This is a genomic window from Fulvivirga imtechensis AK7, assembly GCF_000331535.1.
GTDB classification, from domain to species: Bacteria; Bacteroidota; Bacteroidia; order Cytophagales; family Cyclobacteriaceae; genus Fulvivirga; species Fulvivirga imtechensis.
This window is the reverse complement of record NZ_AMZN01000046.1, coordinates 24916-42430: the sequence shown is the minus strand read 5'-3', so window position 1 is coordinate 42430 and position 17515 is coordinate 24916. Positions and strand designations below refer to the sequence as shown.

Below are 17515 nucleotides of genomic sequence, written 5' to 3'. Positions count from 1 at the left end.
TCGGGACGTAAGCATTTTTAAGGCAGCATGGGACAAAAAGAACAAAGATTGGTATGGCTAAAGTATGCTTAACTCAACACTAGCTAGTACCTCGCTTTATCATTTGATCATACGCTGGCGCACCAATAGCTCATGGTTGCCAGGCGCATACCCCAAACCTTGTGCGATAATGCTTTTTGCTTTTGCGGTATACCCTTTTTTAAAGTAATATACCGCAGCCAGCGAGTACACCCGGCCAATATTTGTAGCATCAATCGTCATTTCAGGCTTGAAGTTTTTTTCAAACAATGCCTTGTACCTGATGGCATCATCAATTTTGTTAAGGTCAAATGAACGACCGCACTGGAGTAAGTACGCATTGACAAGCGCACTGTTAAATAGATTGTTCCCTGCCAGTTGCGGGTGCCTCTGCCGATAGTTTTCAAGACTTTTAATTACAACCAGATTATCACTCTCGTACATCAGGCTACGGCCAAGAGTTGTTACCAGGGCATTGTTTACATCCTGGTTGTCTGGCTTGAGCATAAAAGCATCTTCAAAAAAGGGTAGTGCATCTTTATACTTGCCCTGATTGTGTAAAATACGACCCCGCTCGTAAGCATATAAGTAGTGGATTTCCTGTTTCAGGGTATCATCGGCAATTCCTGCCACCAGCGCTTCATAGAATTTCCGGTAAGTCTCAGCATCCCCTTTATTGATGAGATATACATCATTGATACGGCTGAACTCCCCTAACATCATCTCGCGGGAGATGCCGAATTCTTTGAAACGGGAAAGCTTGCTCAGGTACTGCACATCATTGATATTTTTGTAATTATTCTTGTCAAGGATCTCAACATTCACAGCTATGAGTAAAGAAATAATTTTGTCGGTAGGATAAAAAAGGTATGCTTTTTCCAACTGGCTGTATGCCGCTTCCAGTTGTTGGCCTTCAAGTTTATAAATAGCGTCATTAGTATACTGTACCCCTACTAACTCCTCCAAATTGATTTCCTGGTCGGCAAAGTAGTACTGATCAAATAGCTGAGAAGCTGTTTTTGCCTGATATTCCTCTTGGCTTATCAGTTTGGTTTTTTTCATCTGCTCTACAAAAGCCTGTTTGTACCTTTCGCTAAAAGTGATGAACCCTCCGGTAGGGTCGGTAGTTTCAACAAGTATCCTTTCCGTATCAGGGTAAGCTACTACATAAACATGGGTAGGTTTTTCTTTGATGATAAATGGAATATCAAACCCTTTGAATACCATGCCATAGAGGGCAGATGCAGATACACAATTATAAAAACCATCGGAAAAAATGCTGCTGAACTCGTTTTGTAGTTCGTATTTTTTTAAGAAGCGGTCGTGAATACTGCTATAAATAGCTTTTATTCTTTTTTCAGGCTTCTTTCCTTTCAGCTTTTCAAGGTCAATTTGATCTAACTGTGATTGATAGTGTGAGGCAAACCGGTCATAGGTGGCAGCGTCCATTTGTGGGTTGATGGCCATGAACAGTGCGAGGTAATTATCTTTCGCCTGGGAGAAATGCTCATGGAAAATATCCTTCTCAAAGGTGGAATTAAAGTGGACATCTTTGAGAAAAACCAGGGAATCCTGACTATACCCAAAGGGTGTGAGGGCCAGGGCAAAAAATAAAAGGATAATCCGCTTCATTGTATCATTCAACTAAAACCGGAAAAATAAAGTTTGACCGGGTTAAAATTTCAATGTATAATAAATTAGATTTTTATGCAACTAAGCTGTGGCCTTTGCAGGTATTAATGAATAGGAGGTCGTGATACACTTAACTATTGTCTCTAAGAAAACGCCAATGTCCGCATTACGCTCGTTCCCGACAACTGTAACAACTGTACGGCACTCCGCTTTTTGGAACTTCGCAAGCCTTGACCTTAACGTTCTAAGTGGCTTTAAGAAAGGGCCTGTCCTTCAATCAGGGACCTAAAGCTTCAAATACTCAACTACAAAGCTATCGGGATAGCTTTTGCTGACTTCCCCTTTAAAATTTTCAGCCCTTTCCTGTGATTTGAAATGCCCAACGATCACCCGGTAATTTCGGATACCATCTATCCACCGTGACTGTACGATAACTTCTTTTTGATATGATCTTTTCAGGTTTTCTGATAGCTCAAGTACGCGTCCTAGCTCCTTGAAACTGCCAATCTGAATTCCGAAACCGTTGGGCTGAGTGCGTTCGACCTCCAGGTTAAAGAAGATATTGTTTTCAGTGCCTACGGGCTCCACCACCTCAGGTATATCCGTAGAGGCCATTTCTTCTGCTTGGTTGATTACCTCGATGTTTACTTTTGTTACGCCCTGATGGGTAAATCCCAGTTTCTGAGCTGCTGATTTCGAGAGGTCGATGATACGTCCTTTAACAAATGGCCCCCTGTCGTTGATCCTGACAATGACGGATTTATTGTTCTTTAAATTGGTCACCTTTACCATGGTGCCAAAAGGCAGAGACCTGTGTGCTGCCGTGAGTTTTGAATGTGAATATTTTTCTCCGCTGGCTGTAGGGCGCCCTTCAAACTTGTCAGCGTAAAAAGAGGCTTGTCCATTTTGAACCTGCGCATGAAGCAAACTGAAGGACAATACACCCAAAATTAACAGGGTCATTCTCATGGTGTTAAGGTTGGTTTGATCCATAGTAACGAAGTGATAAAAGGTTCAATTATACATAATATAAATTAATTCGAAAGGTTTCGTTTTTTATATGACCTAATCTGTTTAGTTTTGCCCGGCAAATAACACTAACGCTTATTTGCTATGTCCTTAGACAATTCCAAATTCATTTTAGAAGCCCTTACCTATGACGATGTGCTTCTTCAACCCGGTTATTCTGAAATTCTTCCCAGAGATACCGACACTTCAACACAGCTTACCAGAAACATAAGACTTAACATTCCTTTTGTATCTGCTGCTATGGATACCGTTTCCGAGGCCGAACTGGCTATTGCCATGGCGCTGGAAGGTGGCCTGGGATTTATCCACAAAAATATGTCCAAAGAGGCACAAGCTCAGCAGGTGCGTAAGGTGAAGCGATCTCAGAGTGGTATGATCCTGGATCCGATCACGCTGAATATCAATTCGAATGTATTGGATGCAGAGCACATCATGAGGGAATATAAAATAGGCGGTATACCTGTAGTTGATGAAAACAGAAGGTTGATCGGGATCATTACCAACCGGGACCTCCGGTTTCATAAGGACATGAGCACACCAATCTCGGAGATCATGACCAAAGACGATCTTATTACCGCCGAGGAGAATATTGGTTTGGATAAAGCAGAGGATATATTGCAGCAATATAAAATCGAAAAGCTTCCTATTGTAAACAAGGACGGTATTTTAACAGGTCTGATCACTTATAAAGATATTCTTAAGAACAGAAATAAACCCAATGCCTGTAAAGATGAGTACGGAAGGTTAAGAGTTGGGGCAGCAGTGGGTGTAACTCCTGATATACTCGAGCGTATTGAAGGTCTGAAAACAGCAGGAGTTGATGTGATCAGCATAGATACTGCGCATGGCCACTCCAAAGGGGTGATAGATGCCTGTAAGAAAGTGAAAAAGCATTTTCCTGATCTTGATCTTATCGTTGGAAACATTGCTACCGGTGAAGCTGCCAAAGCGTTGGTAGAGGCAGGTGCTGATGCCGTAAAAGTGGGAGTAGGACCAGGCAGTATTTGTACTACAAGAGTTATTGCCGGTGTTGGTGTGCCACAACTCTCAGCGGTATACGAATCGTCAAAGGCGATAAAAGGCTCAGGAGTACCTGTGATAGCCGACGGGGGCATACGTTTCTCCGGGGATGTCGTTAAAGCGCTCGCAGGTGGAGCTAATAGTGTGATGATTGGGTCACTTCTGGCCGGTACTGAAGAAGCTCCCGGAGAGGTGATAATCTACGAGGGAAGAAAATTCAAATCATATCGCGGTATGGGATCAGTGGAAGCTATGGAAGAAGGCTCCAAAGACCGCTATTTCCAGGATGCTGAAGATGATATTAAAAAGCTCGTCCCCGAAGGAATAGTAGGTCGCGTACCATATAAAGGTTTAGTTTCTGAAGTGTTGTATCAACTGGTTGGTGGCTTGAAAGCGGGTATGGGCTATTGTGGCGCTGCCAGTATCAAGAAGCTTCAGGAGGCTAAATTTGTCAAGATCACCGCAGCCGGCGTACAGGAAAGTCATCCACACGATATATATATCACCAGGGAGGCGCCTAACTATAGCCGGTAATAATATACAACAGGAATTAGCAGCGCTTTACAGAGTTCTGTTGGGCAAAATGTGTGCATCGTGTAATGAAATGACTGACGGTGCACTCATTATCTTTTTTCAGGTTAATAGCCTCTTCCTCAAATTCATTGACACCTTCATGTATTTCTAAAGAACTGCCTCAACATTTCTTAACTATTGCCTCGGCAAATCAATCGGAGTTCCCATCAAATGATGTCAAAATACCTTTCGGTAAGACAACAAAATCATTTAAATTAAAGGTTTGAATTGTGCATTATGAAGAATTTGTTGAAGCGTGATCTTTTGAAGAGTATTATTTCGGGACTATTGCTGACAGCAGCCTGGCCGCCTGTTTCCCTTACTCCTTTACTTTTAGTGGCATTCGTTCCTTTAATTTTAGTGATCAACCGGCAAACCTCTTTGAAAAAAATATGGGGCTACACATACCTCACTTTCTTTATCTGGACATTGGGTACTATGTATTGGATAGGCAATACCAATTTAAATACACAAGGTGTCGCGATAATTGCTATTGCCTGGACCTTGATCCCTTTCTTTCAAAGTTTACCGTTCATGGTCTTTGGCTGGATTAAAAAGGGCTTACCCTCTTCAATCAATTGGCTGGCTTTACCTGTACTTTGGGTGAGCTATGAATATTTGCATAGCAACTGGGAGTTCTCTTTTACATGGCTGCATTTGGGTTTTGGTTTAAGCCCGGTACCATGGCTAGCACAGTTTTATGAAATTACAGGCTATTTAGGCGGGTCGTTGTTGATTATGGTTTTCAATGTGCTGGTGTTTTTGATGATAAGGGATTATGGAAAAAAGCACTTTAGAAGGTGGGTGTATGCTACTACAGCTCTCATCATTATAATTGTAGCTACCAACACCCTTTTATATCCTCAGCCGAGGCACATCAAAACGATAAGGGTAGCTATTATTCAAAGTAATGATGACCCTTATGAAAAATTAGACCAAAATAGTCTTAAAAAACAGGTAGCTGATTTGCGTAGCATGCTGCTTCCACTTCAAAATGACAAAGTGGACCTGGTAGTATTGTCAGAAGGCTTTTTGAAAACTTCACCCATGGCCCCGCTGATATTGAATAATATCGATGAGCAACCGGCGGTGAAGGAAATAAAAGAGGTATCCAGGCAAATTAATGCCCCGATATTAGTTGGATTTATTGGATTTAAATTATATAGCTCGACAAAGTATGCTCCCGCCTCAGCGTTACCGACAGGTGATGGCAGGTACTTCAGTGGGTTTAACGGAGCCATGTTGGTGGCTTATGACCGGCCAACGCAGGTTCAGATGAAAAACAACCTGGTACCCTTCATGGAGAGAATTCCTTACCTCGAACAACTGTCCTTCTTTGAGAGATTTAGGCTAAGGCTAAACCAGGCAGCTCAGAGCTATGAAAAAGATGATGCTGTCAATGTTTTTGAGTATAAAAATATGCGTATCGGAACGCTGATATGCCTGGATGCTCTGTTTCCTTCTTATGCCACGGAATTTGTTAGTAAGCGAGCCAATATATTGGCGGTCATAGCCAATGATAGTTGGGCTGGTAATACTTCAGGGTATCAGCAGAATGCTCAATATGCTTCTACAGTCGCTATTTCTTTACGAAAAGACGTGATACGTAGCGCTACCACGGGGCTCTCCATGTTTGTTGATAAATCCGGGAAAAAGCGCAAGATCACCTCCTGGAATAAATCGGACACTATTATAGATGAAGTGCAGTTGAGCAGTCTCGATACGTTTTATGCATGTACCAATGATTGGCTGGGAGTGATGAGCCTGGTACTGCTGGCAGGCATAGTAATGTACGCTGTCGCGGCAAAAAAGAAGACGGCCGGAGCTTAATACGCTGATCGCTAAATTTCATCCACCATTATTACCCCCTTCTTTTTCCTTTACACGACCTTAAAATTTTTTAATTGTCCCGATTGCCATACAATAAAGCTTTCGGGAGGTTTCAATGTTGTCGCACCTTATTGAAAAACCAGTGATAAACACCTTAAAATGGATTCATGCAAGGTCGATCACTTATCTCGCTGCAAAGCAGATGGTCAATGGTGTACCTGTCATCATAAAGGTAGTGTAATAATGCCGAATAATTCTTAGTATGTTGCAATTGATGAAATATGAACAGGTGTAATTCTGTTTCATGTGATAAAAGAAGTATAATAATAAATTTTTTGTGATTTAGTACAGAATATGGCTATAAGACACATTTTCGAGCCGGTTTTTGCGCTCTGATATAGTCTTATTATGGGAGTTATTTTCCTCTTTTGGGAATTTTGTAAGCAAATACTTGTGCCTCCATTTAGCTAATATATGACATCAAAATGGTGTTTATTAACTCAATAGGTCATTTGTGGTATTTTAAAAGGACGCAGAACGGAAAACTGGCAGAAGTGGCAAATTCTTTGAGTATGTCTTTTGCCGGAAATATTTGGTCTCATTAGTATGAAAAACTTACACCAGGAGAATAGAAGCAAAGAAGAGTTATCTTCGGTTAATATTACAGGAACTAGTAGAGAGACTTACATTGATGGATTGAGTGCAGCAGGATTAAAATTTGTAAGGATTGCCCTGCTTTTGATAGTCGTTCAGTTGGTATCTTATCACCACTCTTTGGCCTGTTGGCCAACCGGTAATGTTACCTGGACAGGCAACAGTAATTCGAATTGGAACAACGCAGCAAACTACAGTGGAAACTGGGGAGCCTTGCCCGGTAACCGTGACAGGGTGATAATAGATCCCGATAACTATACCAATGCACCTGTAATTAATAGTACACCTTCTTTTACGCCAGCATCTATTATGGTGAGAGATGGCGGAAGCCTTACAGTTAACGTTTCAGCCGCTACTAGCTATGTTGAAATTGGGGGTGATGATAATTCCATAGTGGTAAAAAGCGGAGTGAAGCTTTCTGTTAACAGTGATTTTCTGCTGAGTTCCAACGGGGGAAGAGTTACTCTCTCAGGTGGTGGAGATGTTGATGTCAAAAACGACCTGATCTTTGAGAATAATGCCACCCGACTGGTAAACAATTTAACTGGCCAACTTTCAGTGGATGGTGATGCCATTTTTGAAGCCATAGGATCGCGGTTGGACAACAACGGAAACGTTTCGATAGAGGGGGATCTGCGGACTGATGGTATATTGGATATAAACAACAGGGTGAATAATAACTCAGATGCAGTATTGACTATCGGGGGCGATATAGACTTCAAGGGGGCTGCCAGCTATATAGACAATGAAGGTACAATCACCCAATCAGGAAATTTTGCCGGAATAGACCTGTTATCTTTATTTGACAACAAATCCGGGGGCACTTGGAATTGGACTTATACAGGTGGTGCGCCCGATTGGAATGTGGTTTCAGTGCTAACATCAAGCGGTACCATTGTGTACGGGGGCTTAGGGAGCCAGGCAGTATTACCTCTGGAATACAACAACCTGGTAATATCCGGATCCGGTACAAAGCAGCTTCAGGCCGCAACCACTGTAAATGGATCATTGACATTATCAGGAGGCTATGTGGCGCTTAATGATGCCGATCTTACAATTGGTAATAGTGGTAGCATAAATAATGCGTCTGCCTCGCAATTTATTATTACCAATGGGAACGGTCGTTTAACTCAAAATAACCTTGGCTCCGGTGGTCGAACAGGTAATATTCTGTTCCCTGTCGGGACTGCCACTTCCAGTTATACTCCACTTACCATCAACAATTCCGGGGTGGCGGATAACTATTCGATACGACTTGAATCAGGCCTTTATGATGATGGTTATTCGGGGCCAGCGCAAACGGCTAATGCAGTAAACAAAACCTGGTTTATCGATGAAGCAGTTGAGGGGGGCTCCGATGTAACATTGACGTTGCAATGGAATGTTTCAGACCAACTGAGTGGGTTTAGCCCAACTGCCGTGAGAATTATACACTACGATGGCAGCTTGTGGGAGCGTATGTCAGAAGGTGCTGCCTCCGGCACAGGGCCGTTTACCATGTCTGCGTCAGGGGTCTCCTCTTTCTCTCCGTTTGGAGTTGAAGGTGAGGATGGCGTGCTTCCTGTTGAGCTCATGACCTTCAACGCAGCTATGCATGGAGAGGCTGCATTGTTGAAATGGGCAACCGCTTCCGAACTTAATAACGACTATTTTACAATAGAAAAGACAACTGATCTTGAGCATTTTGAGGAAATCGGAATTGTACAGGGTAAAGGTACCACAGATGAGAGAAGTGATTATGAATTCTATGATCGTGATCCTTCGTATGGAATATCTTACTACAGACTAAAACAAACTGATTTTGATGGTACATTTACCTACTCTGAAGTTACAAAAATAGATAACAAAACAGGATCAGAGGTGCCAGGCTTCAAAATGTACCCTGTTCCTAACCGGGGTGAGCACCTGACAATCAGGGCTACAGGTTTGTCTTCAGATGAAGAGTGTGCTCTGGCGATAGTTAATCTGCAGGGACAACTCGTATATCAAGGGTCTGTAAGAATATATAACAATGAGGAAGTGACTCTGAATTTTGGTCAGAAGCTACCCCAGGGCATTTACACCCTCAGGCTAAACGCCACCACACCTATTGTAAAACAGTTTGTGGTTAAGTAGTGTCTCTAAGAAAACGCCAATGTCTGCGTTACGCTCGCCCCAAAAATACTCACGTAGAACAAAGCTTGGAATGGCTAAAGTATGCTTAACACAACACTAGCTAGTTACGGCATCTGCTCTTCAGCGAGTCATAGGTGCGACAATGGTTAACGTATGTTCATAACTATCCTTTAAGGTTGTTGCTGCGAAAGCGTGAAAATAAAAGCGTTGTTCATTGAATAACCCTCCCGACTATCAGTAAAGCTGCATGTATTAGGTCATTAGACTATAAAAAGAAAGGCATGTAAAGTAAAATTATCATAAAGATAATTTGAGAGAAATTCCCTTTTTTGTTGCTTATAACATGCACGATTAAAGTACTATGCATAGTGTGAAATCATTTCATTATGGGCCTGAAAGTCTAAAAATGGGAAGAAATTGCCTGTCTTAATGCCATCAGCATTTGCTACCAGTGATTGGATGTTGAAATTAACTATCTTACCATCAGTATATTATAAAGTGTGCCTTTATTGCAGTTACCGGGCAGCTCCTGTTTCGACACAAAGTGAAAATGTTGTTTTTTAGCTTAAAACATACTTTTAAGATAAAATTTTCATAAAATGATATTTTTAAAGTAAATTGCGTTAATATGGACTATTTGTTACTAAGACAATCTATGAACAACTAGCTGATAATTTGAAGTCTGATATTATGAAACATTTCATCAAAATTCTCTTACTGGTGTTGATTGTTAATCTAGCTGATTATTCCAAATCAATGGCGTGCCTTACCTATACCTGGACTGGGGCATCAAGTTCTGATTGGGGAGATTCGGGAAACTGGGAAGATGATTTTGGGGGTAATGGAGTACCATGGATCTTTGATTACGCAGTTATTGATAAAAGCCAATATGGAACAGCTCCAGATCCGATATTGTCAAGCTCGGAGAACAATCCGTTACAGGTTATCCTGAGTAATAGTGCAAGTCTTACATTAAATAATGATTTTGGTACTAATCAGATAACGACCACAGGTGTAGGAAATCAATTAATTGTAAATGGAGGAGTTACGTTGAGTGCAAATAATTTAGTGCTTTCAGCCGATAACGCTGAGATTAGCATTAGTGGTAATGGAGATATCGACATAGGAGCTTCTATTTATTTTCAGAACAACAACACAAGCCTGACTAATAACCTGACAGGAGAGCTTGATATTGGGGACGATGTGGTTTTTGAGGCAAACAATGCATTGCTGATAAATAATGGCACAATATCTATAACCGATGATATACGCACCACGGGTGCAACAAGAGATGGTAACACTGTCATTAATAACGTAGGGGCAGTATTAAATATAGGAGACAGGATTAATTTTCAATCGGCAGATGGAGTTTTTCAAAATGCAGGTACGATTAATCAAACAGGTAATTTTGTTAACATTAGTACCAATTGTAGTTTTATAAATCTGTCAACGGGTGTCTGGAGTTGGACCTATACAGGTACTCCGCATTCTAATCTGGCAGGTGCATTAACTGCGGGTGGTACTATGATTTATGCAGGTACAGGAGCTCAGCAGATCCAGCCTGTAATTTATGAAAACGTTATAATATCCGGCTCTGGTACAAAGCAGCTTCAGGGCAATACCACAGTAAATGGAACTTTGACGCTATCAGCCGGATATGTGGCGCTCAATGATGCTGATCTTACTATTGGCAATAACGGAAGTATTGCTAATGCCTCTTCATCACGTTTTATCATTACGAATGGTAATGGCCGTTTATCACAAAATAATATTGGTTCAGGAGGCAAAGCAGGTGATATTTTGTTTCCGGTGGGTAGAAGTTCCTCCAGTTATACACCGCTTACATTGAATAATTCGGCAGGTACTGCCGACAATTTTGCGGTAAGATTGGTGTCCGCAATTTACGATAATGGGTATTCCGGGACAGTACAAACTGCTAACGCAGTGAATAAGACATGGTTTATCGATGAAGAGGTAGCCGGGGGGTCAGACGTATCCCTAACGCTTCAGTGGGGTGTATCCGATCAGCTATCAGGTTTTAGTCCATTAAATGTAAGGTTGATTCACTATGATGGCAGTCAATGGGAGAGAATGGCCGAGGGTGCAGCCTCCGGAACAGGACCTTATACCATGTCTGCATCAGGTATTACTTCATTCTCGCCATTCGGTATTGAAGGTGAGGATGGCGTACTTCCAGTAGAACTTGTATCATTCAATGCTGCTCTGCAAAGCGAAGCTGTATTGCTAGAATGGGCAACAGCTTCAGAGCTGAACAATGATTTCTTCACTATAGAAAAAACTACTGACCTTGAGAATTTCCAAGAAGTAGGCACGGTGAAAGGCAAAGGAACTACAGAAGAGAGAAATGACTATAAATTCTTCGATCTAAATCCCTCACAAGGGGTGTTTTATTATAGGCTTAAGCAAACCGATTTTGATGGCACCTTTACTTATTCTGATATCGAAAAAGTAGTCAATACAGCTTCCGGGTCTGCAGAGGCGAACCTGAACATCTACCCAGTGCCAAATAAAGGCGAATTCATAAAGCTAATGGCACATGGAATGGCATCGGATGGCAAGAGATCAGTGACCGTAATGAATGTGCAAGGGCAAATAATTTACGAGGGCCCCGTACTGATCAGCAATAATGAGGAGATCACGCTCAACTTTGACCAAAAGCTTCCCCAGGGTATCTACACCGTAAGAGTACAGGGTTCAGAACCAATGGTGAAGCAATTTACCGTGAACTAGTTTTTTGTAAATTAATAGATTGAAAGGTGTCAGAAAGGGCGCCTTTCTGCTTTTATGTAAAGCGCTGGGGCTGTATATTGAATAATGAGGTGGCTTTAGGATTTTTTGGAGAATGATTACTTCAACTTGCAGTCATTCAGTTGGATATATTTCATAAAGATTGTATCTTTAAAAGATTTTGCCTGTAGGGTTTATGCTGCATCAGGCTTTTTTAGTGTCTCTTCAGCATGGTCCCACAGGATGATTAACCTAAACCCAAACCCAACCAATGAAACTGATAAAACAGTATCATAATACCGGAAACAGACTCCCTGTGGCTATTGGTGTTATTTTAATTTCAGTATTATTATTCTTCTCCTCGTTAACGCTACAAGCGCAATATTATTATCTCGAAAGGTTTAACACCCAACCCAATGGCGCTACCAGCGATGCTGACAATACTCCATGGACAACCATCCAGGGCTCATCCGGGTCTTTGGCTGTTGATGCCAGCTTCCAGGACTTAACTGCCAGTTCGGTGGGAACAGAGGCTGTATGGGAATCAGGATCTATTGCCATTTCCGGAAGTACTTCAATATCGGTGGATGTATTGGAATATAGCAACGCTGAGCCCTCCGATTATGTAAAAGTATACTATAAACTGGATGGTAGCCCGACTGAAGTAGAATTTGCCAGCTTCAATGATGACTTCGGAAGTGGCACTGCCACAACCACAGTTTCAGGATCAAGTGTAGTTATAGTAGTCAGGTTTCTCAACGATCAGGAATTCCATACCATAGATAATGTAGTGGTAGAGAGTGCAGTTGGAGGGGCCACTTTATACTCCATAGCAGATGGCGATTGGGATGATGGCGCTATCTGGTCCACCACGGGTTATGCCGGGGCGGCTTGCAACTGCTTTCCTAACGGAAGTACACCTGTTAATATTGGAAATACCCGCACTGTCAATTTAAATGTGGATGCTGAAGTAAATGACATTACCATTGAAAATACCGGAAGCCTGCTATTTACAGCCGGTAATGTTGAGTTGAATGTTATGAACGATGGTACCTTTACCATTAACAGCGGAGGTACATTCGATGAAAATGGGCAGACCAACTCGGACCTGGACTTTGAGGGGGGCTCGGGTACAAGTCAATTAGTGGTCCATTCGGGCTCAACATTTAGCATCGACAGGTTGTATATGTTTGGTGCCAACACTTTAAATATAAGTGGTGATGGCGATATTACACTGTTGGAAGACTTTCATATCAGCGCTGCAGGGACGATAAACAATAATTCTACCGGAACATTTACTATAGGCGATGACCTGTTGTTCAATGACGACAACGCTACATTCACTAATTACGGAGATATAATAATAACTGATGATCTATTGGCAGGGACAGGCGATGATGGTAATACATTTACCAATGCCTCAGGCGCCCACCTGGATATCGGAGGAGATATTAACCTTTCCGGTAGTAATATGACCATCAACAATTCCGGTACGCTTAGTCAGTCAGGTAATTTTCTTAATATCGGGAGCAGCAGCAGTTTCAACAATCTTGGCGGTAGTTTCTGGTTCTGGGGTTATACCGGAGGGGTGGCCTATGATGCTGATATGCCCAATGTTTTCAATGCAGCGGGTACTGTAAGGTATAATGGCGCAGGTGACCAGTTAGTGATGCCATTGTCTTACAACAATCTGGGCATTGCCGGAGGAGGAACAAAATCATTGCAGGGCGTTACCAGCGTAAGTGGTATGATGTACCTGACCAACGGATTCGTTGCCCTGGGAGACCATAATTTGACTATAGGAAACAGTGGAAGCATTGCCAATGCCTCTTCGGCAAGGTATGTTGTAATCGATGGAAATGGTAGCCTTATTCAAAACAATATCGGCACGGGAGGAAGAAGTGGAGGAGTTTTATTTCCTGTTGGAATAAACACAACCAGCTATACACCTCTGACTATCAACAACTCCGGTACGGCAGATAATTTCACAGTGAGGGTTTGTTCTAATATTTACGAAGAGGGAGGTTGCGCTACCGGTACCATGCAGTCGGTGAATGTGGTAGACAGAACCTGGTTTATCGATGAGGCTGTCGTGGGTGGATCAAGCGCGACACTGGTTTTTCAATGGGGAGCCACTAATGAGCTTTCGGGCTTTGATCGTGCTGACATCAACATAGTGCATCATAATGGCGCTTACTGGGAAACCGTAGGAAACACCTCTGCTACAGGTACAGGGCCTTATACGGCAAGTGTTTCAGGTGTCACATCATTCTCTCCTTTTGGGGTTGAAGATGCTACAGACACTCCGCTTCCTGTTGAGCTGCTCTTTTTTAATGCTAAAAGTAAATCGCATTATGTAGCGCTGACCTGGGAGACTGCTTCGGAATTAAACAACGACTTTTTTACAGTGGAGCGATCAGTGGACCTGGTGTCATTTACTGAAGTTGGTTCAGTGAGGGGAAAGGGTACTTCACATGAGATTTCGAGGTACTATTTAGCAGACAATGCTCCACTGAAAGGCAAAGCGTATTACAGACTGAGGCAAACAGATTTTGATGGTTCCTTCACTTATTCAGCTCCGGTGAAAGTAGAATATGTGGTTATGCAGAGCGACCAGCTACAGGTGTACCCGGTGCCTAATGAAGGAGACTATATCAATATTTTAAACCCGCAACTGAAGGAAGACAGGGTATGCACCATTCATGTAATTGACGGTCAGGGTAAAAAAGTACTCAGCGTTGAAAGGAATGTTCAACAGGGCGTGCCGCTGTTAATTCACTTCAAACATCCTCTTTCACCTGGAATCTATACATTGCTGTTTCATGATGGGGAGCTTAAAAGTCAAGCTTTTATCGTTAAATAGTCCATTTATTTCGTTAAATGTATCATTACTACCATTAAATGGTATGTCTTGATGGTGCAAATCGCGCTGTAAACATACCAGCCTTAGTTTTTGCTTTTTATTCAAAAGCAACTGATAATCAAGTTGTTTACCTTGTAGGTTGGTTTTCAATGTCATTTTGACATTGTGCCGGCTTTTTGAATACATTATCCACTAAAACCAACTAAGACATGGATGTTATCAACAAAAAGCTGTGGCTCATACTTCTTTTCATGATTGTCAGCCCAACCGTATTTGCGCAAGACATAATTTGGCAGGAAGATTTTTCAACTTACCCTAATGGGACCACAGCAGGCTCAGACATTAATTTGCCAGCAGGCAATGATTGGACTATTGACCAACACGGAGGAGGTATTTTTTCAGTACAGGGTGCAGAATTTCAAGCTTCCGGTCTGTCAACTGAAGCAGTTTGGACGTCAGAAATCATAGATATTTCTGTCAGCAACTATGCCAGACTTAGTATAGATGCCAACTGGATTATCACCGCTTTTTTTAATAACAGCGACTATATCCGGATGTACTATAGACTGGACGGAGGTCCTGAAGAATTATTTTTTGAACAAGAAAGCGGTTTTTTTACCGTTGGAGGATCAGCGACAGCTTCACGGGTGTTATCGGGTAACAGCCTGCAGATAGTAATACGCGTGAGTACAGATGACTTTATTTATTTTGATAATGTTACGCTGGCCACAGTTCCGGTGCTTTACTCACGAAGGAACGGCCCCTGGAACAATGGCACCGTATGGTCGGCTGACGATTTTTCGGGAGAACAAGATGCATGTAGCTGTACACCTACCGGGTCGGAAGTAGTGGTAATTGGAGATGGAGATCAGGTGGTGATCAATACTGATGCTACCGCGGCAGCCGTGGTTATTCACAATACCGGCATTTTACGATGGACAGGCAATGCCAGTCTCAATATTGCCTCCGGTTTTGTGGATATACAGTCCGGTGGTACAATTAGTAATAATGGTAATGTTGCCAACATGCGTTTTAACAATCCTCTTTCTGCCCATTTGCACAACTCAGGCAGTTATACCATGACTAATCTGGTCCTTCCCACCGCTGGCGCTCGGCTTGAGCTTACCGGTAACTCGGCCATTACGGTGCTCAACGATATAGATTTTGAGCAAAGGAACACCGTATTGGTCAATAATTCTGCGGCAGGCTTGACTGCAAATCGTATTCTGTTCGATAATGATAACTCAACGCTCATTAACAATGGAGTTATTTCCTTGAACGGTAATATAGAAGCGGGCGCTGGTGATGATGATAATATTATTACCAATACTGCGGGGGGCACCCTGACATTTAGCAATATATCCCTCAACAATGCCAATCTTACCATTAGCAACTCAGGTGTGATCAACCAAACGGGTAATTTTATTAACGGAAGCATCGACACCGGTAGCAGGTTTAATAATTTGCATGGTGGTGTTTGGAACTGGAGCCATACTGGTGGAGGGCATGATACTTCAGTAAATGCCATCCTCAACTGTTCTGATGGCACAAACACATTTAACTACAATGGTGCGGGGCCACAGAACATTATACCGGTGAACTACAGCAACCTGACTGTATCCGGATCTGATGCCAAATCTGCTCAAACGGAACTTGATGTAAACGGAGACCTTTATATTACCGGCTCTTCTCAACTTAATCCTGGCGCTAACAATATTCGTCTTGCGGGAAACTGGACCAATAATAGTGACAATGCCAATCCCTTTAATGAGGGCACGGGTACCGTAATATTCGATGGAATTACGGATCAGACTATTGCCACAACAGGTGAGGAAAGCTTTGGCGGATTGGCAATAATAAAAGGCGGTGGCCGTGTGCTATTGTCTTCCGATGTTCGTGTGGCCGGCACCCTGACATTGAACAGTGGTAATATCGATGTGGGAGGTAGCAATATGATCATTGCAGCCACAGGTCGTATTTCCGGTGGGGCAGTATCAAGTTTCATAGTTGTGAATAACGGACACCTGACCCAGAGTAATATCGGGTCGGGAGGAAGGACGGGGCCTATCTTGTTTCCGGTAGGAGTTTCTTCATCGTCATATACTCCGCTTACTTTCGATAATTCCACGGGCGTGGCAGACAACTTTAGTGTAACCTTATGTGATAAAATAAATTCTGGCGGGGATTGTGGCACGGCAGGCATTGCTGCAGATGCAGTGGGACGCATGTGGTTTATAGAGGAGGAGACGATTGGCGGCTCTGACGCCACGCTAACATTGCAGTGGTCAGCCTCTGACGAACTTCCGGGTTTTGACAGAGCCGATGTTAACCTGCTACACCACGATGGCTCCCACTGGGAGGTGATGTACAACGGCCCTTCTGCAGGTAGCGGACCTTATACCGCGACAGCTTCGGGGATCACCTCTTTTTCTCCGTTTGGTGTAGAGTCGGCAGCCTCAGCGCCACTACCGGTTGATCTTATTTACTTTAAGGCGGAACTTACCGGAGATCAGGTAAACTTATCCTGGAGTACTGCATTGGAAATTAACAACGACTTCTTTACCATAGAGAGAACGACAGACCTTAAAAATTTTGAAGTTGTAGCCACTATACAAGGAATGGGAAACGCTGACGTGAAGAATAACTATACCGCCACAGACTTCTCCCCTGTTGAGGGCACTTCATATTACATCTTGAAGCAAACCGATTTCGATGGCACTTCCAGATACTTTGATCTGGTAGGGGTGAATTATAACATTACCGATCAACAGCAAAAAATAGCGCTTTTCCCGGTCCCTGCCAATGGGGAATACCTTAATGTACGCTTAACAGCTTTTGAAACAGGGGATCTTATACAGGTAGAGGTTTATGATCTTCATGGTAAAACAGTACATGGGCAGACAGCTCCTCCGGGAGCCGGCACGCTGCAATTAGTTTTCCAGAACAAGCTTTCTCCGGGGCTGTATACCTTGCGGGTTAACAGCCCTCACCCGGTGATAGAAAGCTTTACAGTGAAATAATTTTTAAACAATT

At 42.7% G+C, this 17515-nt stretch carries 8 protein-coding genes; 6 read left to right on the top strand and 2 right to left on the bottom strand.

What is annotated here, in order from left to right; all coding sequences use genetic code 11:
- Positions 1-99: 99 nt before the first annotated feature.
- Positions 100-1650, bottom strand: coding sequence for a hypothetical protein (locus tag C900_RS13390; protein WP_009580492.1), 1551 nt, complete (start codon positions 1648-1650; stop codon positions 100-102).
- Between the two features lie 285 nt (positions 1651-1935).
- Positions 1936-2613 carry a septal ring lytic transglycosylase RlpA family protein gene (locus C900_RS13385; protein WP_009580491.1) on the bottom strand — a complete coding sequence of 226 codons (678 nt, stop codon included), beginning with the start codon at positions 2611-2613 and terminating at the stop codon, positions 1936-1938.
- Positions 2614-2763: 150 nt separating this feature from the next.
- Here C900_RS13385 and guaB point away from each other — a divergent pair, with 150 nt between their 5' ends.
- The 6 genes from guaB (at position 2764) to C900_RS13355 (ending at position 17502) form a co-directional block, all read left to right on the top strand.
- Positions 2764-4233 carry an IMP dehydrogenase gene (gene guaB, locus C900_RS13380; protein WP_009580490.1) on the top strand — a complete coding sequence of 490 codons (1470 nt, stop codon included), beginning with the start codon at positions 2764-2766 and terminating at the stop codon, positions 4231-4233.
- Positions 4234-4509: 276 nt separating this feature from the next.
- A complete protein-coding gene (gene lnt / locus C900_RS13375; RefSeq protein WP_009580488.1) occupies positions 4510-6102 on the top strand; it encodes an apolipoprotein N-acyltransferase in 1593 nt (530 codons plus the stop codon).
- A 606-nt stretch (positions 6103-6708) separates the two neighbouring features.
- Complete coding sequence (locus C900_RS13370; RefSeq protein ID WP_009580485.1) at positions 6709-8871, top strand: T9SS type A sorting domain-containing protein; 2163 nt, start codon at positions 6709-6711, stop codon at positions 8869-8871.
- 690 nt (positions 8872-9561) lie between these two features.
- Entirely contained in the window at positions 9562-11622 is a 2061-nt protein-coding gene (locus tag C900_RS13365) for a T9SS type A sorting domain-containing protein (protein ID WP_009580484.1), read from the top strand.
- A gap of 268 nt (positions 11623-11890) precedes the next feature.
- The gene (locus C900_RS28455; protein ID WP_009580483.1) at positions 11891-14482 is read left to right on the top strand and encodes a hypothetical protein; all 2592 of its coding nucleotides are present in this window, start codon (positions 11891-11893) and stop codon (positions 14480-14482) included.
- A gap of 209 nt (positions 14483-14691) precedes the next feature.
- Positions 14692-17502, top strand: a complete 2811-nt coding sequence (locus tag C900_RS13355; protein ID WP_009580482.1) for a T9SS type A sorting domain-containing protein — start codon at positions 14692-14694, stop codon at positions 17500-17502.
- Positions 17503-17515: the final 13 nt, after the last annotated feature.

Bases quoted from the DNA above. Each gene is read 5' to 3' on its own strand.
- C900_RS13370 (WP_009580485.1), top strand. From the start codon at position 6,709: ATGAAAAACTTACACCAGGAGAATAGAAGCAAAGAAGAGTTATCTTCG.
- C900_RS28455 (WP_009580483.1), top strand. From the start codon at position 11,891: ATGAAACTGATAAAACAGTATCATAATACCGGAAACAGACTCCCTGTG.
- lnt (WP_009580488.1), top strand. From the start codon at position 4,510: ATGAAGAATTTGTTGAAGCGTGATCTTTTGAAGAGTATTATTTCGGGA.
- guaB (WP_009580490.1), top strand. From the start codon at position 2,764: ATGTCCTTAGACAATTCCAAATTCATTTTAGAAGCCCTTACCTATGAC.
- C900_RS13365 (WP_009580484.1), top strand. From the start codon at position 9,562: ATGAAACATTTCATCAAAATTCTCTTACTGGTGTTGATTGTTAATCTA.
- C900_RS13385 (WP_009580491.1), bottom strand. From the start codon at position 2,613: ATGACCCTGTTAATTTTGGGTGTATTGTCCTTCAGTTTGCTTCATGCG.
- C900_RS13355 (WP_009580482.1), top strand. From the start codon at position 14,692: ATGGATGTTATCAACAAAAAGCTGTGGCTCATACTTCTTTTCATGATT.
- C900_RS13390 (WP_009580492.1), bottom strand. From the start codon at position 1,650: ATGAAGCGGATTATCCTTTTATTTTTTGCCCTGGCCCTCACACCCTTT.